12 protein-coding genes are annotated in these 18,255 nt (G+C 33.6%); 5 read left to right on the forward strand and 7 right to left on the reverse strand.

The window, feature by feature from the left end; all coding sequences use genetic code 11:
- Positions 1–36: 36 nt before the first annotated feature.
- The 4 genes from gyrB to HGO49_RS04960 all read left to right on the forward strand — a co-directional run bounded on the left by gyrB (position 37) and on the right by HGO49_RS04960 (position 8,303).
- Complete coding sequence (gene gyrB, locus HGO49_RS04945; RefSeq protein ID WP_017532447.1) at positions 37–2,409, forward strand: DNA topoisomerase (ATP-hydrolyzing) subunit B; 2,373 nt, start codon at positions 37–39, stop codon at positions 2,407–2,409.
- A 189-nt stretch (positions 2,410–2,598) separates the two neighbouring features.
- Entirely contained in the window at positions 2,599–4,065 is a 1,467-nt protein-coding gene (gene gatA / locus HGO49_RS04950) for an Asp-tRNA(Asn)/Glu-tRNA(Gln) amidotransferase subunit GatA (protein ID WP_017532448.1), read from the forward strand.
- Positions 4,066–4,176: 111 nt separating this feature from the next.
- Entirely contained in the window at positions 4,177–6,705 is a 2,529-nt protein-coding gene (gene polA / locus HGO49_RS04955) for a DNA polymerase I (RefSeq protein ID WP_017532449.1), read from the forward strand.
- Positions 6,706–7,322: 617 nt separating this feature from the next.
- Positions 7,323–8,303, forward strand: coding sequence for a hypothetical protein (locus HGO49_RS04960; RefSeq protein ID WP_017532451.1), 981 nt, complete (start codon positions 7,323–7,325; stop codon positions 8,301–8,303).
- 8 nt (positions 8,304–8,311) lie between these two features.
- Here the strand turns inward: HGO49_RS04960 and HGO49_RS04965 are convergent, their stop codons facing one another.
- The 4 genes from HGO49_RS04965 to HGO49_RS04980 all read right to left on the reverse strand — a co-directional run bounded on the left by HGO49_RS04965 (position 8,312) and on the right by HGO49_RS04980 (position 13,856).
- Complete coding sequence (locus HGO49_RS04965; protein ID WP_017532452.1) at positions 8,312–9,094, reverse strand: exodeoxyribonuclease III; 783 nt, start codon at positions 9,092–9,094, stop codon at positions 8,312–8,314.
- Positions 9,094–9,801, reverse strand: coding sequence for a uroporphyrinogen-III synthase (locus HGO49_RS04970; protein WP_017532453.1), 708 nt, complete (start codon positions 9,799–9,801; stop codon positions 9,094–9,096). The genes HGO49_RS04965 and HGO49_RS04970 overlap by 1 nt, the downstream gene beginning before the upstream one ends.
- A gap of 227 nt (positions 9,802–10,028) precedes the next feature.
- Positions 10,029–11,594, reverse strand: a complete 1,566-nt coding sequence (locus HGO49_RS04975) for an actin-bundling T4SS effector WalE1 family protein (RefSeq protein WP_172758378.1) — start codon at positions 11,592–11,594, stop codon at positions 10,029–10,031.
- Between the two features lie 198 nt (positions 11,595–11,792).
- Positions 11,793–13,856: a hypothetical protein gene (locus HGO49_RS04980; protein WP_017532456.1), complete on the reverse strand. Its 2,064-nt coding sequence runs from the start codon at positions 13,854–13,856 to the stop codon at positions 11,793–11,795.
- Between the two features lie 129 nt (positions 13,857–13,985).
- Here HGO49_RS04980 and HGO49_RS04985 point away from each other — a divergent pair, with 129 nt between their 5' ends.
- A complete protein-coding gene (locus HGO49_RS04985; RefSeq protein ID WP_017532457.1) occupies positions 13,986–15,311 on the forward strand; it encodes a phosphomannomutase/phosphoglucomutase in 1,326 nt (441 codons plus the stop codon).
- A 131-nt stretch (positions 15,312–15,442) separates the two neighbouring features.
- On the opposite strand, the gene HGO49_RS04990 is transcribed toward HGO49_RS04985, so the two are convergent.
- Genes HGO49_RS04990 through HGO49_RS05000 form a run of 3 tightly spaced genes read right to left on the reverse strand, consistent with a single transcriptional unit; the run spans position 15,443 to position 18,079 of the window.
- Positions 15,443–16,030, reverse strand: a complete 588-nt coding sequence (locus HGO49_RS04990) for a CvpA family protein (protein ID WP_026092693.1) — start codon at positions 16,028–16,030, stop codon at positions 15,443–15,445.
- A 57-nt stretch (positions 16,031–16,087) separates the two neighbouring features.
- Positions 16,088–16,684: a riboflavin synthase gene (locus HGO49_RS04995; protein WP_017532459.1), complete on the reverse strand. Its 597-nt coding sequence runs from the start codon at positions 16,682–16,684 to the stop codon at positions 16,088–16,090.
- Positions 16,685–16,717: 33 nt separating this feature from the next.
- Positions 16,718–18,079, reverse strand: a complete 1,362-nt coding sequence (locus tag HGO49_RS05000) for a hypothetical protein (protein ID WP_017532460.1) — start codon at positions 18,077–18,079, stop codon at positions 16,718–16,720.
- Positions 18,080–18,255: the final 176 nt, after the last annotated feature.

Below are 18,255 nucleotides of genomic sequence, written 5' to 3' on the forward strand. Positions count from 1 at the left end.
GTAATATTAATTAATATTTATAAATAAAGCAATTCCATGGAAAGTAACTACAACGCTGACGCAATAAAAATCCTAAGAGGTCTTGATGCTGTAAGAAAGCGTCCGGGTATGTATATTGGTGACACTGATGATGGATCAGGCTTGCACCATATGGTGTATGAGGTTGTTGACAATGCGATAGATGAATCTTTGGCTGGTTATTGTAGTAAGATTGAAGTTAGCATAAATGAAGATGGTTCAGTTTCTGTAACCGACAACGGTCGTGGCATTCCAACAGACATTCATCCAGAGGAAGGAATATCAGCAGCAGAAGTAATAATGACCCAACTACATGCAGGAGGTAAATTTGACAGCAATACCTATAAGGTTTCCGGAGGATTACATGGTGTTGGAATTTCAGTTGTTAATGCGTTATCGAGTTGGCTGGAATTAACCATCTGGCGCAATAAAAAAGAACATTTTATGCGCTTTGAAGATGGTGAGTCTGTTGAATCTTTAAAGGTAGTCAATGAAAACACAAGTAAAAGAGGAACTAGAGTAACGTTTATGCCATCAACGGGGACTTTTAGTAGTATTGATTTTAGTTACTCCACTCTTGAGAGTCGCATCAGAGAATTGGCATTTTTAAACTCAAATATTGAGATCATTTTGTGTGATCTCCGTAATAAACCACATGTAAAGTCTCATTTTAACGATAGTAAAGAGTCTGAAGATAATTTTGGTACAGCTAATTTTGTACGGTACTTAGACAAGAATAAGACACATGTTACTAAAATTGCCAGCATTAGAGATAATGTAAAAGATCTAGGTACCAGTGTAGAAATATCAATGGAGTGGAATGATTCCTACTATGAGAATATGCTATGCTTCACAAATAATATAAGACAACGGGATGGTGGTACGCATTTGGCGGGGTTTAGATCTGCACTAACCAGATGTATCAATAACTATGCAAACAATGAAGGTTTTTTGAAGAAGGCAAAAGTGAATTTGACTGGAGAAGATGTTAGAGAAGGCTTAACTTGTGTTTTATCTCTCAAGATGCCTGATCCTAAATTTTCTTCACAGACAAAAGATAAATTGGTCAGTTCTGAAGCGCGGGCAGTTGTAGAGAGCATAGTTTTTGACAAGTTGAGTACAATACTTGAAACTGACCCCAAGTTAGCAGCAAGTATAGTAGAAAGAGCGATTAGGTCAGCAAAAGGAAGAGAAGCCGCAAGAAAAGCACGAGAGTTAGTTAAAAATAAAAACAATATTAATATTGCAACTCTACCTGGAAAGCTTGCCGATTGTCAGGAAAAAGTTCCTGAGTTATCGGAATTGTTTATAGTAGAGGGTAATTCCGCAGGTGGTACTGCAAAGCAGGGACGTAATCGTAAAACACAGGCGGTACTTGCTTTAAGAGGGAAAATTCTAAACGTAGAACGTGCAGGGCTGGATCGTATTTTTTCATCTGCAGAAATTGGCTCTCTGATCACGGCAATTGGAGCTGGAATAGGGAGTGAGCACTTCGATATTGAAAAAACTAGGTATCATAAAATTATCATTATGACAGACGCAGACGTTGATGGCTCGCATATAAGAACTTTGATTCTAACTTTCTTTTTTAGATATATGCGTGAAGTAATTGAGAAAGGATATTTATACATAGCGCAGCCACCGCTCTATAAAGTTACAAAAAATGCTAAAGATACTTATATCAAAGATGATGAAACTTTTGAAGAGTATATAGTAAATTCAGCGATTAAAAGATTAACATTAAATGGTGTAGGCAAAGATTTGCGTTTCGTTTTGAATAAGTGCCTCAGTATTTCAAACATTAGCAAAAATTATGATAGGGAAATACCAAAAGATCTCTTAGAATCATTGCTAATTTTAAGCAAAAAGAATGCTCTATTGTCTGCTGATGAGATATTAAAATATTTAAAATTGATGTATAGTGAATATAATTGGGAAGTAGAAGTAAAAGATGAGGAAATTCACATTGCTAAATTGTTTCAAGGGTTAGCAGACAAATATGTATTCTCGCTTAGTATGCTTGAAAGCAAAGAAATACGGAATATATTGAGTTCTCTTGATAACATAATTGACTTATTTAATGGTGATTCATTTTTACAGTTGCAAGAAACTGAAATAAAAATAAAGTCTCCAAGTGCACTCGCAAAAATAGTGATGGATTATGGTAAAAAAGGTTTAACTCTGCAGAGATTTAAAGGCCTTGGTGAAATGAATGCTGATCAGCTTTGGGAAACTACACTCAATCCAGAAACTAGAACTCTGTTAAAAGTTGAAATAAAAGATTGTGAAGAAGCAGATAGTATATTTTCGGTGTTAATGGGTGATATAGTTGAACCACGTCGTGACTTTATAAATAACAATGCACTTAACGTACATGATGTTGATATTTGATTTTAGAAACGCTAAACCCTTATGGCTTAGCATTGTGTGCTAACCCGGCTATTTAAAACATACTACTAACCAATCCATTTCAGAAATCTGAATTGATCTCGGTTGTATTCCCATTTTCGATCATAAATATATAGATTTTCTTCCCTATTGTTGTTATAATTAATGCCTCGCTAAATTGAATATTAATGGATGAATGAATTAAGAAAGCTAAGTATTACAGAGATGCATGATGGACTTAGGAGGAGGAATTTTTCTGCTGTTGAGCTTGTAGAAACGCATATTAATGCAGTTGAAAATGAGCAACTAAATGCATTTATAACAAAAACTCCAGAAATCGCAATAAAAGCCGCTAAAATAGCAGATGAACATTTCTTAAAACAAAAAGATGATATTCCACCACTTATGGGCATACCAGTTGGTGTTAAAGATTTATTCTGTACAAAAGGAATAAAAACAACAGCATGTTCAAAAATGCTGGAAAATTTCATCCCGACTTATGAATCTACGGTATCTAATTTGCTTTTAAAAAGTGGAGCAGCCGTGCTTGGTAAGCTTAATATGGATGAATTTGCTATGGGTTCTGCGAACACAAATAGCTATTTTGGTCCTGTTGAAAATGTGTGGATTAGAAAAAGTGATGGAGCAAAAGTTGTTCCTGGTGGATCTTCCGGTGGATCTGCAGCATCAGTTGCTGGGTTTTTATGTGCTGGAGCATTAGGAAGCGATACTGGTGGGTCTGTACGTCAACCAGCAGCTTATTGCGGAGTAGTGGGAATAAAGCCAACTTATGGAAGGTGTTCACGTTTTGGTATGATTGCATTTGCGAGCTCTCTTGATCAAGCAGGAGTAATTACTCGTTCCGTTTCTGATTCAGCGTTAATGCTGGAAACAATTTGTGGCTATGATGAAAAAGATTCAACATCGAGCGAAAGACCAGTGCCTAAATTCTCTAATCTTATAAATGGTGATATCAAGGGTAAGCGCATTGGTATACCAAAAGAATATAGAATGGATGGAATTTCAGAAGAAATCGTTCATCATTGGGAAAAAGTTTCTTCCAATTTAAAAGAAAATGGTGCTGAAGTTGTTGACATTGCTCTGCCTCATACTAAATATGCGATACCGGTTTACTATCTAATTTGTTCTGCTGAAACTTCATCTAATCTTGCTCGCTATGATGGTGTACGTTACGGATTTAGGGTTGATGCTGATACCCTTGAAGAAATGTATTCGCTAACAAGAGCAGAAGGTTTTGGTAAAGAAGTGAAAAGGAGAATTTTAATTGGTGCTTATGCGCTTTCTTCAGGTCATTACAATGAGTATTATGAAAAAGCACAGTGCATTAGGGCATTAATTAGAAATGATTTTACAAAAGCGTTTGAAAAAATAGATTACATACTTGTGCCATCTGCTCCAACAGAAGCTTTTGGCTTAAATGAAAAGCCAGACCCGCTAATTATGTGCATCAATGATGTGTTTACCGTGCCGGCAAGCTTATCAGGGTTACCTGCTATTTCTGTTCCTGTTGGACTTTCCAATGAAGGCTTACCACTTGCTTTGCAAGTAATTGGAAATTATTACGATGAAGCTGGAATATTAAATATGGCAAGTGTGATAGAGCAAAATTGTGGCAGAATAGTTAATTCCCTTGCGTAATATGTTTTCTTATAGTAACTATAGCATTATGATTATTTTGGCTATAGGAAACAAGAGCTTGATTTTTATAGCTAAATAAAAGACCATCAAAGGCACATATAAATATCTACAATGAAAGAAAAAACTTTCACAATCATTGATGGTTATGGTTTTCTTTTCAGAGCTTATTACGTTTTGCATCATTTGACTACCACAGCTGGTATTCCAGTAGGTGCTGTGTACGGTTTTCTTAATATGGTTCTGAAGTATATTTCCCATTCGGACTACTTAACTATAGCACTTGATTCTGGCAAAAAAAATTTCAGGCACAGTTTATATTCTGAGTATAAAGCAAACAGAGTAACGCCTCCTGAGGATCTAATTCCACAATTTACAATACTGAGAGAAGCGGTAGAAGCTTTTAACTTCAGCTATGAAGAGATTGAAGGCTATGAAGCAGATGACATAATTGCAACACTAGCTGCAAAATATGCCAACCACGAAGACTTTAAAGTAGTAGTAGTCTCATCAGATAAAGACTTATTTCAACTTTTGAATTACAACATTCTAATATTTGATCCTATCAAAAATATATACGTAGATGAAAAACAAGTGATAGAAAAATTTGGTGTAAATTCAAATAAGCTTCTTGATTTATTTTCTCTAACTGGAGATGCATCTGATAACATTCCAGGCGTTCCAAGAATAGGCCCAAAAACTGCAGCTAAATTGCTGGATAAATTTGATTCGTTGGATAACATTATAGAAAACATCAATAACATTGAGCAAACAAGAGTTCGTAATATTCTTACTGAGCATAAGGAAAAAGCACTAATTTCAAGAGAACTTTTGTCACTATGCAAAAAAGTAGATCTTCAACATGATATTGTAAAATATGAAGTCCATCCTCCAAATATGGAAAAATTGTTATCCTTTTTGAAGAGATATGAATTTAATTCATTGATAGGAAAAGTAGAAAAGCTTTTTTCTTATAGTGGATCTAGCACAAAAGAGAAAACAGAATATAGCGGTGAAGAATTAGAAAAATTTTTGGAGCATTGCAGATATGAAGGTAAAATTGCAATTCATTGCCACTTTGAAAACAATGCATTAAACGAAATCTCCTTATCTTGCAGTGAAGATAATATTTTCTACATAGATCAAAGCTGCCTACAAGATGCACTCACTATAATAAATTCAATTTTATTTTCAAATGGGGTGCTTAAAATAATACATGATATTAGAAAGATCAGAGAAATATTTCCTACAATAGAGAGAGTGCTAGACTCAATTGATGACTTGATGATCATGTCATATAGTCTTGACACAGGTAAGCATGATCACAGCATTCCAAACATAATTGCACACAATTTAAGTAAAAATGTAGAAACTTTCTCGGCAAAAATTTTAATAGCGATCCATGAAAAACTGACACAAAGATTATTTCAGGAAAAACTTTTTACGATTTACGAACGCTTCGACAGGCCTCTCATGAAAGTAGTATTTGATATGGAGAAAAATGGAATACTGATTAATATTCAAAAACTACAGGAACTGTCTGATAAGTTTGAGCAGCTAATTGCTGTACTTGAAAACGATATACATAATTTAGCAGGAGAAAAATTCAACATTGCATCGCCAAAACAATTAAGTGATGTTTTGTTTAATAAAATGGAGCTAAGTAAAAAGAAAAAGTCAAAGTCTGGGTCTTATAGCACAAACTCTGAAGTTCTAGAGGCACTTGAAGAGGAGGGGACAGAAATCGCAGGTAAAATTTTAAGTTGGCGACATTCAAGTAAATTAAAGGGTACCTATACTGACGCGTTAATAAAACAGGTTGATCCGCTTGATGGTAGGATACATACAAGCTTTTCAATCACTGTGACTGCAACTGGAAGGCTGAGCTCTAGCAATCCTAATTTACAAAATATTCCTATCAGAAGCGAAGAAGGTAGTCTTATCAGGCAAGCCTTTATTGTGCCAAAAGGTTGCAAGATAATTTCTGCTGACTATTCACAAATAGAATTAAAACTCCTGGCACACGTTGCAAATGTTACCGCATTTAAAGAAGCTTTTGCAAACAGGCAAGATATTCATGATATCACTGCAAGACAAGTTTTTGGAGTGCAAGAAATAGATGAGCAATTAAGACGCAAAGCAAAAACCATTAATTTTGGCATTATATATGGCATTAGTCCATTTGGCCTTGCAAAGCGACTTGGCATTACCTTTCAAGAGGCTGCTGAATACATTAATTACTATTTTTCTTGTTACCCAGAAATAAAGGTCTATATGGAAAAAGCAGTATCTATCGCGAGAAATCATGGTTATGTAGAGACTTTGTTTGGTAGAAGATGTTTTGTAAGAGACATAAATAATAAAATTCCTTATCTAAGACAATTTGCAGAAAGGGCAGCAATAAATGCACCGCTGCAAGGAACCGCCGCTGATATAATAAAACGTGCAATGATTCAGCTTTTTGATCAATTGAAAACAGGTAAAATAATCCTCCAAGTCCACGATGAGCTACTGGTTGAAGTAGAGGACGACAAGGTACAAGAAACAGCAAAACTTATGAAAGACGTAATGGAAAATGCGATAGAAATCTCTATACCACTTGAAGTAGAAATAAAAATTAGCGACAACTGGGGCTTTTCTTAATTATACCGTAGACCCTAAGAACCTGTCTTGAAAGGACTTAATTAACAAGCATAGTCATATTAAAGAGTTCTTGAAGTAAGGAGAGCACGTCAAGCAAACAACGTTTACCTAAAATTCTGTAACATTAGCAGCTTTCTTGCCCCGTTTTCAGTAAACAGTGATTTTTCTATATATTAGAAAAATTTTTATTTTAATTAGCCATAGGCGCCTATGGTTTTTAGCTAAAGTAAAGGTCAAATATCTGGAATTCTGGACATAAAATCCCCCTGTGTGAAAAAGATTAGAAAAAAGTGCAGCGCACATACGACAGAAATTAAGCACACTTACATGCTCTGAAGAAGATACGCTACGCTTTTTGATTAAAAGTTTGACCGAAAAGTCTGCAGACAAAGATAGATTTTGAGCTCTTAAAATATCTCTAACTGTAATTATAATCAGATTTAAAATATATGGAAGCAATTTTTTACGTTCCCTTATCACTTATATCATTTGTTACTCTTCTATTTTTTTTTGCTTTATTCTTTTCTTTTTTCCCTTTTTAGATAGGTTCTAAGAAATTTGAACTAATGTGAAAAATATGCTATAATTATAGCATAGGTTAGTACAAATAGATCATTATGACGGTTCCAAAAGCAAAAAATAAGCCTTTAGAGTCATCTACTCAGGTGACCGAGCAAAATGAGATACTCTTCAAGAAGGAACATAAGGAAATTTACGATTACTTTGTAAAAGTATTAGAAGTTAAAGCCGAATTAAAGAAGGACAAAGGAATAACTGATTATTTTATATTAGCTTATAAGAAGATACTACTAACTAATGTCAATCCAGAAGAGATAAGACCACTCAGTGAAGAGAATTTTTGTCAGTTTTTACTTTCTGTATTTAAAGAAGTTAGAGAGAAAAATTTAGCGAACAAAGAGAATGTCAAGAATGTTGAAATAAAGAAATTAGTAGATGATTGTGTAGCTGATATACGTGGTACAGAAGCTAAAGATTCATTCATAAAGTTCGTATTGGAAATGCCGCTGCTGCTAATTGGAGGGATCAAAATAGACCCGAAAAATATTTCTGGCTCCTTTATGGATGGAGTGAAAGAAAAAATACCATTTTTAGGTGGGGATAAAAAAGAAGAGGATGAACCACTACTTAGTGATGAAGAGATGGTAATAAAGTTCTTATATAAAGTTTTTCTTCCTATTCTTTTTTCCATTGCTTCAATATTAATTTTTGGTCCTACTACACTTGCAATAGTTGCTGCTGTTATTGGTACAATATTTGCTGTAAAGGGAGGAGTTGAGGTTCTTTTTTCAAATAATAGGCCAGGTACTTTATATGACCCTAGCTCACCAGATAAAGATGATACAGAAAAGAGAGAAAAATTGAATGAAAAAATTCGCAATGGCATTGATGATATTTTAAAAACCGAAATCAAAGAGATTACTGAACAAATTTCTCAGGGAGACGGAGAGAATAAACAGCATTTTACTTCTGAGCGAGTTTGCAGTCCACGAAAAGAAACACCTGCTACCCTTAAACAACCTACTTTAGATCAGCCAGCTAAAAGTACAGGACAGCAAACAGATTTACCAAATATGTAAGAGGTCTTTTATTGTTTTATAACACATACAACAGGAGTATGATCAGATGGGTTTTCTAGTTTACGCAACCTATCATCTATGTAACATGTTTCCAATTTATCTGCAGCTTGTGGCGATAGCAGCATATGATCTATTCGCATTCCTTGATTGTTTCTGAGTGAATTACCTTGATAATGCCACCAAGTGAATTGTTGTAAGTTGAGGTGAGATATTCTAAATGCATCTTTAAAACCAAGATTCAAGATCGCTCTTAATTTCTCACGCTCTTTTATATGAAAGCACACTTGGCCATTTAATAAATTTGAATCAAAAACATCAATTTCATCCAGTGCAACATTATAATCGCCAGCTATAATAGTTAACTCTTCATTTTTCAACAAAGTGCCCATCCTTTCATATAGGTTATCAAAAAACTTGAGTTTATACTCAAAAGTATGAGAGTCTGGGCTTTGACCGTTTGGAACGTATACACTTCCTACCCTTACCTTATTATTGGTGTGTTTTATCACACACTCTATATAACGTGCTTCTTGATGACTCTCTACAATATCAATTTTAAACTTCTCCAGTATTGGATATTTAGATAAAACACAAACACCATTTCTTGCAACCTGTCCATAGACAGCATATTCATATCCTAATTCTTCTATCTCTGCATAAGGAAATTGCTCTTCTGTACATTTTATCTCTTGCAGCAAAACTATATCTATCTGACTATCAACTATAAAACTACAAAGTTGGTTAATTCTTTTACGTATGGAGTTTACATTCCAAGTTGCAATCTTTAGCATCAACAATCCTTATTAATTATATCAATTAAACTCTCCCCTGTAGGCAACCTCGATGTTATAATTTTTTTCCACTTGATTAACTTTAAACTATCAGCAATGTTTTTACTCATGGTATATGCAACTGTATTATTCATCACAGGAGATAGCCCACTTTTTAGAACTAATGAACAAAATACCCTTGCAGTTTGTGAGGAAAAAAAAGCAACGCTATCAATTTTACCGTCCAATAGTAAATTTTTACACCTATTAGTTAGACTCCTTTTAGTAATTGTTTTATAGAGTACAACTTCTCTTACGTTAAAACCTTCTTCAGATAATCTCTTTTTTAGGTCACATGATACTTCTTGTCCCCTTATATATAAGAACTTTATTGCATTTGAATAATGAGATTTTATGAATGATATCAGACCATCAACGTTGCTGTCTGCTGAGATTATATCGGAAAATCCCAAATTTTTTGCAGCCTGCATAGTTGAATTACCAACCGTAATAATTGGAAAGCCATCCTCTTTGCATATTTGACTGAAAGCCTTCACACTGTTTTTACTTGTAGATATCACAACGTCAAATTCATACGTAGATATATCAGGATTTAAGTACTTTATTGTGAATACTGGCTCTATAAAAACTTTGTATCCATATTTTTTTAGCGTGCTTCTTGTGCTCAACGAATCTAATAAAGGCCTTGTCAATAAAATAGACTTCATTCTGGTTTATTTCACTAGCAGTAAAATAATATCCCTTATACACAAATTATTGAATAAAAACTTTTATTTTTTAAGTTTCTTGCATAACCTATGAAAAAGGCAAGAGAAACTCCATAAATTGGCCTAGTGCTAGAAAATTGATATTAAATAAGCGAACGTTTTGATCAAATGGAAAAAGGATGTTACTCATTGAGTAACATCCTTTTGAAGAAAGTGGGTAATTTTGTTTACTTTCCATTTATTTTTGAAGCTTGCTGCTCTACTCCATTGTTAACAGTTATTGCTGAAGAAGGCTGTGCCCCTCCTGTAAATTTCAGTGGTGATTTATTGAATTTTTCTACCAATGCTTTTACACAAGGAGATTGTTCTTGTGGTGTAGAAGAACCAGATGAATCTATTCCACTATCAAAAGATTTACTGCACGTTAATCTAGTGTTCGAAGTAAGGATGTTTGAACTAGGAACAGTAGCAGTACTGTCAGTGCTTAAAGAACCCGTTGAATTTCTTCTTGACGGGTTCTCCGGAGCAACATAAAAACGGCTATTTCCTATCTCTGCTAATGTCACCTCATTCTCAGAAATCCTTTTATATCCTGTGCAAGTAACTTCCTCTGGCTTTTTGCTACCTTTTGACGAGAACATCCTACCAAAGAGTGAAGTAGGTGCTTTTACTTCCTTGTGCTCACTAGGGTTTAACAACTCCGCTTCGCTGCTAGTAGTGCTGTAACTACTTAAAGAATTCATTGAACTACTTCCTAATAAGCTATTTTCCAATGAATTCATAGAACTTGCTTTATGCCTTTTTGCTGACTTATTAAGCCTTTCTAAAGTATTAAAACGAGTATGCTCTTCCTTGTATTCTTTAATAATTTCCTTAATCTCATCATGATATTCAGAAAAAATTTCATATAGGCTGCTATTATCTTTAGCTAACAAATGTTGCAACTTCTTAGCATCTAATTTATTGATAAAATCTATTTGCTGCTTCAATCGGTTGATCAACTGGTCCTTTTTGGCACTGTGTTGACCATCAACAGAATAAGCTTTGTCTAATATTTTTTCCCCCAGCTTAGAAAATATTTTCCTAGTTAAAGCAGAGCTATTCACACCTTTGTCTTCAAAAACTTCCTTGACAAACATTTCCTTTACACTATTAAAACTTCTCGTTTTTTCTTTTGTTTGCAAAATAACAGTTTGATCTTCATTACCTATTGAATATGCGATGCCATCTAAACTAGACATGCTTGCACCATTATCACTCATCTTCCTTCCAAGGTTTTGAATGTTATCCCCCATTTTTCTTAATGTAGAGCTAGCTCTCTCTTGTGTTGCCTGTTTTACAGAACTTGCAGTTTCTTTTACCGAATTCTTGGCATATACAGCACCATCTTTGATTTTTCCGCCAATATGCTTCGCTCCTTCAACTGTTTTTTCTGCTGACCATTTGAGCCCTTTATATCCAGATTGAACTGCTTTTACAGCAACTTTCGCAGCGAAAAATAAAGTAAGACCAACTATAGCACCTGGTATAGCAAGCGTTGCACCAACTGCCAAAAGTGGTAGCACTGCTGCAAATAATCCACTTGCTGTACCTACTACAAGAGCCTGTTTTCCTGTAGACCACGTAGAGAAACCTTTTATTGACTGTGCTAATAATCCAGAAAGTTTTTTTTGTTGAGCCTGTGGATTATCAATAAGCTCTGCATTTGATGGATCTTGCATCATTTTACTCAAATCAAGATCATCTTGATTAGTTTCAACAAAATTTGAAGAGTTTTTTTCACTAGATAACATTTTAAACCTCACTATTAATTAAACATACTAATATTGTATATATCTGATTCTTAAGTTAGGGTTAATTCATCTAACAATGTCCACTTACTCTCAAATGATTTTACTTGATGTGTTTTTTTGAAAGCACAGAAAATTAGTGATTATTGCAATATAATATCTCGTTTGGACTGGCTATAGTTGAAGCAAAACTTATCCTTTTCAAGAAATAGATTTTTCTGAACCCTTAGCAGGGGTTGATTTTGGATCTAATAAGACCTTAGTCGGCTTTGCTGGATCTGCCCCCAGTCCATCGCATGGAATTGGAGTAGGCCAATCCATAATGTTTTCTGGTCTGTTTGTTCGATTTTTCTCTTTTTGATCTGTGAAAGATGGTGGATCAACTGGAACAAGATTATTCACAGATTTCGTTCTATTTATTTGATCTTCCTCTTTCTTAGACTCTTTTTGATCTGTTGAAGATGATGCATCAATCCCTGCATTTGTACCTTGGTCTTGTGTTTTAGGAACTATAATTTCTTGAGTATTTGCCTGGATTCCTCTACTTTCATATTCAACTTCAGTTTGAGTTGAGATAGCTGCCAGATCTTTTTCCTGCTGTAATATGTCCTGCAATTTCTCTAGAGCTTCTTTAACAGACTTCAGCTCTTCTTGTAACATACCCTCCTTTGCCTTAAACTGTTGTTTAAGCTTATCTATTTCCTCATTCGTATTTACCTCACTCATCTCATCTGCAAGTGATTTTCCAGATTCAAGTTGTTGAATTTTCCTTTCTAAATCTTCGTTTTTCCTCTCTAAATATTCTTTTTCCCCCTCTAAATCTTTGTTTTTTATTTTTACTTCATTTAATTCTTTAACCAAATTATCGATTTTTTCCTTCAATTCTTCTACCAACAGCTTTTCATTATTATCTGTTTTCGGTATTCTTTTTGTAATATTTATCAGCTCTGTGTTTTCTTCTTTCAACTTACTTAGTTCAGTCTCACCTTGATCCAATTTTTTCTGTAGTTCCTCATTTATTCTATTTGTTGATTGAATCTCACTTTCTTTATCTTTCAATTGATCAGTTAAATCTGTTATTCTAGCATTTTTATCTTTTTGACTTTGTTCTAGTACAGTTACTTTTTGTTCTAATCGCTCTATGTCTTTATCCTTTTCAGCTAACTCTTTTTCCTTTCTTTTCAATTCATCTTTAAGTCTTATAACTTCTTTTTCCAAATCTTGATTTTCCTTGGTTAATTTACTTAGTTCCTCATCACTTTCTCCTGTTATCCCTGTATTAATGCTTTTTAACTCTGCATTTTTCTTCTTGAGATATGTGTTTTCTTTTTCTAATTCCGCTACTTTCTCTTCTAATCCATCTTCTTGTTTATGCTTTTCTTCATCACTAAACTTATCACTCTCAAATATTTCATCTTCACCATTAAATTCACTACTAATAGACAAAGAACTTCTGCGTGAAGAAGGTGTATTAAGAGAAGAATATCCACTGCTACTTGGTATAGGTGACTGCAGTGAATTTTTTGTAAATGTTTCCTCTGCTGGTGTTTGCTGATTGTTCACACTTTTGCCCATGTCAGTGAAAGCTTGATGCAGAGTTTTGCCATTGATAAAAACTTCTTTATTCTGCTCAACTAATTTTAATACCTCTTCTGGGTCAGTTATTTCTCCAAATTTTGGTTCATCAATCACTCTTTTTATGCCCTTAGAATTTACTTCTACAGTCATGCTACAATCTATGCTATTGCCTTTAGAATCCTTAGCTTGCCAGTTAATGGTCATCTCACATGAGCTTGAACCAGTAAAATAATAGTGCCTTTTGCTGCCTTTTTTGGTTGCAGTTATTTGACTATCTTTCCCTAAAGATAGGTTATAAACCTTGCCTTCGTCACTGGCTCTTAAAAGGGTGCTAATCTCTATTGGTTTTTCTTTATTTTCAAATCTAATTTGAAATTCATTATCTTGTGTTGTATATACTAAGAAATTTTCACTTGGTAGAGATTCTGCGAATTTTTTATGTGTTGCATTTATTGATTGCTCAAACTTTTGAAACTCCTCTTTCCACTTTGAACTTACCTGTTCTTTAATGTTCTCATCTTTGTGTAAAGGACCAATAAAGTACCAGATTAAATTTTCTTCTTCTAGTTTTCTGATAAAATCCTGAAAATCGTTGCAAGGTTCAATGAAACTTAAAATATTATTTTTCTTTTGCTCATCTACATCTAAACCTTGATTTTCAGCTATAAATAAGTTTTCTTTTAGCATAATTTCTATTTTTAGAGAACTATATTATAATATTAGCATATTTTCTTAAAAAATCAACTAATCTTATAGTTAAATAAACTTGAGTATTTGGCGGGAATGTTATATATTAACCACTCCAAGAAGTGCAGTATGGACAATACTATTATAAGAAAATACGATATTAGAGGTGTGGTAGGCAGAGACCTGCAAATCAGTGATGGGTATGAAATAGGTAGAAAATTCGGTCAAACTGCAGCTAACGTTTGTGTAGGCTATGACAGCAGGATAGATTCACCAAGCATAGAAAAAGAATTAATCAGAGGCTTGATTTTATCCGGTGCGAATGTTATACGAGTTGGGCTCTGTTCTTCACCTATGCTCTACGCTGCAACAATGCAGGCAGATCTTGGGATTATGATCACTGCTTCTCATAATCCCAGAGAATATAACGGCTTTAAATTTTTCAGTAGTAAAAAAGTTTACTCAGATCAAGAAATGAAGGAAATTATAGGCAGTACAATTAAAAACAGCACGAAAATTGGAAGCTTAATTAACACGAATATATATAGTGAGTACGTTAACATATTAAAAAATGCGCTCAAGAATAACGCTACACAAAAACTAAAAATAGCTTGGGATTTTGGCAATAGCCCAACAATTGTAAGGTATATTGAAAAGATTTTACCAGATCATATACACATCTTAACCAATAGCTTTATAGATGGAACGTTTCCACTGCATGACCCAGATCCCATAGAAGAGAAAAATCTTGCTCAGTTAATAGATATTGTCAAGAAAGATAAATGTGATCTTGGTATTGCACTTGATGGTGATGGTGATAGGGTACGCTTGATTGATAATAAAGGTAATGTTGTTTCCAATGATCACTTGTTTATGATTTTTGCACGTGAAGTATTGGCGGAACACCCAAAAAGCAAAGTTATTGCCAACGTAAAAATGAGTATGAAAGTGCATGATTTCGTTAGCAAATTAGGGGGGCAAGTAATTACCTGTGCCACTGGACACTCACTAGTTAAGAAAAAGATGGTAAAAGAGGAGGCAAAGTTTGCCGGTGAACTGAGTGGACATTTTTTCTTCTCTGAACTGGGCTTCGATGATGGACTATATTCTGCTGTTAAAGTCATTAACATTTTACTTAAGAAAAACCAAAGCCTATCTGAGATGATTGAAGATTTACCAAAGTTATATATCACTCATGAAGTGAAAATTGTAGTGAAGGATGAGAAAAAATTTCAAATAATTGAGTCAGTAAAGGAGACGCTAAAGCAGAAAAATATTGTATTTTCAGAGCTTGATGGTATTAAGGTAACCGATAATAAAGGTTGGTGGCTTCTTAGAGTATCAAATACGCAAAACTGCATTACAGCAAGATGTGAAGGAAATACCTTAGAAGATTTTGAACTCACTAAAAAAGTTTTGTTTTATTACATTGATGAACTAAAATTATACATTTAAATTTTTTTTGATGGTTTACTTATTCGTCAATGTTTGCAGTTTTGTTTGATTAGTCATAGGAATTGGTAACCTATGGCGAATTGCTGTGGATAATAGCTGTCTAAGCTAATTTAGCTATAGAAAATGAACACTCACTTTTCTTTATTGTTTTGAGATTTTTCTTGATCAACCATTTCCTCACCGATCTCTTTTATTTTTAGTATCAATGACTCTGGTACATACATGTTAATTACTTCTTCTGTTGTCACAAATAAAGCCTGATAAGAGTGTGAATTTATTATCCAATTGGGCAATATGTCTTCTGCTTCTACTTTAGACTCTCCCTCTTTTTTATCATATACTGTGTGGCAATATAAGTGCACAGCAAAAAATAGTACATAAGAAAGCAATATTCCTCTGAGTGCTCCAACAAAGATTCCAGTAACTCTATCCATTAATCCCAACCTTATAGGTGATAATATGTACATTAGCCAGTTATTCATTGTCATGAATGTAAGATTAAGTATGGTAAATACAGAGATTATAGAAAGTATGTTTTGTGTAACTTTAGAGTCAAAATACTTACTATAATTTATAATAAAAAAATCATAGTAACTAGCTGTCAAAAAGACTGATAAGAGCAAGAACATTAATGCACATAGCTCTTTTATAAAACCTCTAGTTATCGATATTATTACACACAAGACAATAATAAAGATAATTAGGCTATCGAAAAACATATTTTGTATCTATATGATTTTCAAAATATAATAATTGTAAATAGTAAAGTTGTAAAATTAATTGTGTTGATATTTTATCAGCTGATCTAAGTACCGAGCAATCATATCAACTTCTAAATTTAGGTAATTACCTGTTTTATTATGCTGAAAAGTTGTGTTTTTCCACGTATAGGGAATGATATTCACAGTGAATTCTTGATCGACAACTGAATTTACTGTAAGGGAAACTCCATCTAGCGTTACAGAACCTTTTTTTGCAACAAATTTAATTAATTCTTGTGAGCATGATAGTCTGATTTCATGAGATTCTGAATTTTGATTAATTGTTAAAATTTCTGCTGTGTCATCTACATGACCCTGAACCAAATGGCCGTCAATTCTGTCACTCAGTTTCATTGCTTGTTCTAGGTTTATTTTTTTTCCTATTTTCCACATATTTAAGTTAGAAACCTTCATAGTTTCTTGAGATACTTGAACTATGAATACATCGTTCATTATGTCGACAACAGTTAAACACACTCCGGAGCAGGCTATTGAATCTCCTTTGTTTATAGAGGATAAATTTTGTGTCTCAATATGGAAGATTTGATCAGAGTTAGGGTGGATAGTGATATCAGTTATAGTGCCAATATCTTTGATAATTCCTTTAAACATGCAATAAAATAAATAATTATATCACGAAAGATCTTATTTGTTAGGTGCGCAAACTTTTTTACTTGTCTGCTCAATAGATTCTACAGAATATTCAGAGTATAGAAAGTAAGCCAGGTTCAAAACGCACAGTGTAATTAATATTGGTAACCCTATGTTTAATGTTAGAACGATACTTTCCCTTTTTTCTGTTGGCACCAATTCCTTTAAAATTGACACTTTTCCCAGCGGCAAGTGCCATAGGCAGAGTGCTGATATAGAAGCTGCTACTAAAAATAGACAAAAATAAGTTTCTTTCGAGGAAAATACAGTTTTTAATGATGATTTTAAAGTAATATCGGTGGGTTTATTTATTTCCAGTAAAGGGTCTACAGCTTTGCTTGGTAAAATTTCATGAGAAACATTTTTAGGCTGTGGAGAAGGTTGGCCTGAAACTAATTTGAGTAATTGCACTTTTTTTCTATATACTTGCTTTTGTAAGTATTCTTTACCTAGAAGTGAGTTATTAGGAGGTTGTGGCCTTTTGAGTACCTTTAGCACTTCTGATATCTCATTCGGCTCTAATATTTCATGTAGTTGTTTATCTTGGAAATAAATAATATTAAACACTGAGTTGAAAATATTGTAAAATGCATCTGAATCTTGATTTTTATATTCACTTATTACTTCTACGAATATTTCATCAAGTTTTTTTCCCTTGTGCTCAGCAAAATTATCTATCATAGCTACTCTAGCATCAAGTTGAACTTGTTTTATGATTGATTGTTTTTCTTCTTGCAATAATTCTTTAGCCTGCTTTTTGGATTTCTTTTTTCTATTAGCCTTAAAATAATCTGTGTGTGACCTAGTTTGACCTATATCCCGCTCTATTTCTTGAGACACTAAATTTCTTGTAGTATCCTCATTTTTAGCTTTTTCTGCATGTTTTAGCTGCTCATTCAAGAATATCTCGATTTGTTGTAAGCCATCGAGGTTGATGTTTTTAACGTTTGTTTGTAGCGTTATCGTTATGCCCTGCAGGAGGATTTGAATTGGAGCATTACTTATGAATTCTTCTACAGTTTTATTAGCTTTATGGTAGTTGTTGTGTAATTCTTCACTTTCTTTTGGTACTTTTATATTGGCTGTGAAGTTTTTCTCCTGAGAAAGGCAGATTTTAAAAAAGTCAATTAAATGTTTTATTTGAGGTAATATTGTATTATGGTTTACCTCTGTTAGCAGCTTGAGCTTAAATGAAAACTCTTGCGTATCACTTGTAATATTTTTTGAGCGAATGGTGCTAATCTCCAGCACTTCATTAGAAAATGCTTTACTTATTTCTTTAGATCTATCCTTAAAAAACTTAGGTAAATCCTCAATTTCGTATTTTTTCTTAGTTTCTATGTTACTACTATGCATGAGTAAATTTTTTAATGTAGAGTGAAATAAAAAACATCATTAGTCAATAAATTAATAATTATAGCACCCTTGCATAACAGCGGCGTGTTGGATTCAATAAGAGCAGAAAAAGTTACTTTACAAATCTCATCAATCTTCTTATCATGACAATAAGAGTGTTTATCCTTGTTTTTAAT

It is taken from the genome of Wolbachia endosymbiont of Diaphorina citri, from assembly GCF_013096535.2.
GTDB lineage: Bacteria > Pseudomonadota > Alphaproteobacteria > Rickettsiales > Anaplasmataceae > Wolbachia.

What these genes read in the sequence shown, in the direction of transcription:
- gyrB (WP_017532447.1), top strand. Translation starts at nt 37, where the DNA reads ATGGAAAGTAACTACAACGCTGACGCAATAAAAATCCTAAGAGGTCTT.
- gatA (WP_017532448.1), top strand. Translation starts at nt 2,599, where the DNA reads ATGAATGAATTAAGAAAGCTAAGTATTACAGAGATGCATGATGGACTT.
- polA (WP_017532449.1), top strand. Translation starts at nt 4,177, where the DNA reads ATGAAAGAAAAAACTTTCACAATCATTGATGGTTATGGTTTTCTTTTC.
- HGO49_RS04960 (WP_017532451.1), top strand. Translation starts at nt 7,323, where the DNA reads ATGACGGTTCCAAAAGCAAAAAATAAGCCTTTAGAGTCATCTACTCAG.
- HGO49_RS04965 (WP_017532452.1), bottom strand. Translation starts at nt 9,094, where the DNA reads ATGCTAAAGATTGCAACTTGGAATGTAAACTCCATACGTAAAAGAATT.
- HGO49_RS04970 (WP_017532453.1), bottom strand. Translation starts at nt 9,801, where the DNA reads ATGAAGTCTATTTTATTGACAAGGCCTTTATTAGATTCGTTGAGCACA.
- HGO49_RS04975 (WP_172758378.1), bottom strand. Translation starts at nt 11,594, where the DNA reads ATGTTATCTAGTGAAAAAAACTCTTCAAATTTTGTTGAAACTAATCAA.
- HGO49_RS04980 (WP_017532456.1), bottom strand. Translation starts at nt 13,856, where the DNA reads ATGCTAAAAGAAAACTTATTTATAGCTGAAAATCAAGGTTTAGATGTA.
- HGO49_RS04985 (WP_017532457.1), top strand. Translation starts at nt 13,986, where the DNA reads ATGGACAATACTATTATAAGAAAATACGATATTAGAGGTGTGGTAGGC.
- HGO49_RS04990 (WP_026092693.1), bottom strand. Translation starts at nt 16,030, where the DNA reads ATGTTTTTCGATAGCCTAATTATCTTTATTATTGTCTTGTGTGTAATA.
- HGO49_RS04995 (WP_017532459.1), bottom strand. Translation starts at nt 16,684, where the DNA reads ATGTTTAAAGGAATTATCAAAGATATTGGCACTATAACTGATATCACT.
- HGO49_RS05000 (WP_017532460.1), bottom strand. Translation starts at nt 18,079, where the DNA reads ATGCATAGTAGTAACATAGAAACTAAGAAAAAATACGAAATTGAGGAT.